Source organism: Actinosynnema sp. NPDC059797, from assembly GCF_042732085.1.
Taxonomy (GTDB): domain Bacteria; phylum Actinomycetota; class Actinomycetes; order Mycobacteriales; family Pseudonocardiaceae; genus Actinosynnema.
In genome coordinates this window covers 1-2,678 of sequence record NZ_JBHWIE010000620.1, presented here as the reverse complement: position 1 = coordinate 2,678, position 2,678 = coordinate 1, and the positions used below count along the sequence as shown (strand labels likewise).

General features: G+C 78.1%; 2 protein-coding genes and 1 pseudogene. All 3 read left to right on the top strand.

The features are described 5' to 3' along the window. A pseudogene (locus ACFV4N_RS42530) lies at positions 1 to 769 on the top strand (hypothetical protein); the annotation flags it as partial. Beyond that, positions 766 to 1,749, top strand: coding sequence for a hypothetical protein (locus tag ACFV4N_RS42525; protein WP_499678371.1), 984 nt, complete (start codon positions 766 to 768; stop codon positions 1,747 to 1,749). The pseudogene ACFV4N_RS42530 and the gene ACFV4N_RS42525, both read left to right, overlap by 4 nt. 16 nt (positions 1,750 to 1,765) lie before the next feature. Next, positions 1,766 to 2,678: VWA domain-containing protein (locus ACFV4N_RS42520; protein ID WP_499678370.1), on the top strand; the 913-nt coding region annotated here is incomplete at its 3' end.

The following is a 2,678-nucleotide window of genomic DNA, read 5'->3' as shown; positions in this document are numbered from 1 at the left end:
GGTGCGGGTCGAGCGCGTCGACAGCCCGGACGTGGCCGACGCGTTCGGCGTGCCGCGCGACTGGCTGGCCCGGCAGGGCGCGGCCCGGACCCGCCGCCTCGCCGTCGTGCTCGACCGGGCCGTGCGGCAGCACCGCTACCGCGCCACCCCCGCGTACCTCGACCGCGACCGCGCGGTCACCGCCGGGGTCGTGCTGGACGCGCTCGCGCCGGTCGCGCGGCGGGCCGCGGAGGTGGCCGCCCGCTTCGCCGACGACCTCGACCACGGCAGCGCCGTGGTGCTGTCGGGCGTGTTCGGGCCCACCGCTCCGGTGCGCGAGGCCGTGCTGGGCGCGGTGGGCCGGTGGCGGACCCCGACCGCGCTGGCCGTCGACGACGTGGCGCGCGGCGCGATGCTCGTCGCCTCCGGCGCGGTCCTCGCGCGGGCCGACCACGTCCACACCCTCGGCCTGCCGGTGCGGCGGATCAGCGGCGGCCTGCTGACCTCCGCGGTGCTCACCCTGGCCGAGGCGGGCCGGCCGGCCGCACCGGTGGACGCCGTGGTGCGCGTCGAGGCCGGCGCGGACCCGGTGCCCGTGCTGCTGCGCCCGCGCGGCGAGGGCCCGTGGCAGCCGTTGGCCACGGGCCGCGGGGTCCCGCCCGGCGAGTACCGGGCCGAGGTGCGCGCGGGTCGGACCACCACCGGGGTGCTGGTGCTGCGCCCGGTCGCGGGCGGCCCGCCGGTGACGTGCCCGCTGCCCGAACCAGGTCCCGGAGGAGCACCAGGATGAACACCACCGACCCGAGGGCCGAGCTGGCCGCCGTGCTCACCACCGAGGGCCCGGCGGTCGCCCTGCACGCCCTGCGGTGGGCCATCGGCTGGTCGGTCCGCGCGCTGGCCGAGGCCGCCCGCGCCGAGCCCGCCGCCGAGGGCCCGGACACCGCCGCCATCGAGGTGGTGATCGCGCTGGACGACGCGCTGGCCGAGGTCGAGCACCTGGCCGTCCGCCTGTCCGCGCTGACCGAGGTCGCCGCCACCGGGGAGCCCGTCGCCGACCACCTGCGCCGCCAGGTCGACTCGCTGACCGCGCTGGCCGACCGGACCGCCGTGCTGCGCCGCGAGCACGAGGCGCTGGCGCGCGTCGAGGAGCGGTTGGCCGCGGGCGCCGCCGAGCACGAGCGCGTGTCCGCGCGGCTGGAGGAGCTCAAGCGCTTCGAGCGGCTGGCCGACGCCCTGCCGGAGCTGAAGGCGCAGCAGGAGTCGCTGTCCGCGCGGCTGGCCGCCATGCGCCAGCCCGCCGAGGTGGCCGAACGCGCCCTGCTGGACACCGCCGAGCAGGTGCTGTCGCTCAGCCTCGAACGGCTGGGCGACCTCAGCGACCGCACCGGCGACGTGCTGGCCAAGATCGCCGCCTCCGAGCGCGACTGGGCCGAGGAGGTCCGCGCGCACGAGGAGCACAAGACGCGCCTGGCCGACACCCTGGCCCGCTACGAGCGGTTGCGCACCGAGCACGCCGAACGGGCCGCGCAGCTGCTGGAGTACGCGCGCATCGACACCGAGATCCTGGCCGGCCTGCCCGCCGGGCCCGCCGACGCGCCGGACGGGGACGGGCTGCGCGCCGCGCTCGACGCCACCGAGCACACCCTGCGGCGCGTGGACGAGGGCCTGCGGGCCGCGTTGGACAAGCACGCCCGGCTGCAGGACGCGGCCAGGCGGATGACCCAGTGGTACGACCCGGTCACCGACGACGGGACCGGCGGATCGCGTTGACGTCAGGAGAAGCGCAATGGCTGTCCGTGGCAGGCGGGGCCTGGTCCCCGCGGTCGTGAGTTGCCTGCTCGTCGTGGTCGCCGCGGCACCCGCCCCGGCGGCGCCCGGCGACGCGGTCGGGCTGGACGAGGTGCTGGCCGGGCTGGGTGTCGACCGGGCGCCCACCGACTACGCCGTGCTGGTCGACAAGTCGGGCTCGATGCGCGACGACGGCCGCTACGACCGGGTCAAGCAGGTGCTCGGGGAGTTCGTGGGCAGCCTGCGCCCGGAGGACCGGGTGCGGCTGTTCGCGTTCGACTCCGCGGTGTCGCCGGTCTACGACGGCGAGGCGTCCGGCGCGGCGAACGCGGTCGAGCGGATGCCCGCGCAGCCCGGCGGCGGCTCCACCGACGTCGGCGCGGCCATCAGCGGCGCGGTGGACGCGCTGAGCGGGACGTCGGGTCCGGGCGGCCGGGCGATCGTGCTGCTCACCGACGGCGAGCACGCGCCGCCCGCGGGCAGCCCGTTCCGCGACGTCGGCTCGCCCGCCTGGACCGACCTGCGGCAGCGGGCCGACCGGCTGACCGGGCTGCGCGGCTACGCGTTCCCGCTGACCAACGACGTGTCCGGCGCGGAGCTGCTGCTCGACGTCGTGCCCCGCACCGAGGTGCCGCGGCTGACCGCTGACGAGCTGGTCGACTTCCTCAACGGCGTCGCCGACCGCGTCCGCCGGGGCATCGCGGCCGACGCGCTGGCGCCGGACCTGGCCGCCGGGGTGGACGTGCGCTGGGCCGGCGCGCCGCCGGACCTGGACCTGTCCGGCGACGACGTGCCGGTCACCGTCGAGCTGGTCTCCACCGCCGCCGAGCTGCCGCTGGTGGTCACCGGCGCGCGGGTGGTCAGCGGGCTCGGCGAGGTCACCGGCCTGCCAGACCGGGTGGAGCTGGAAC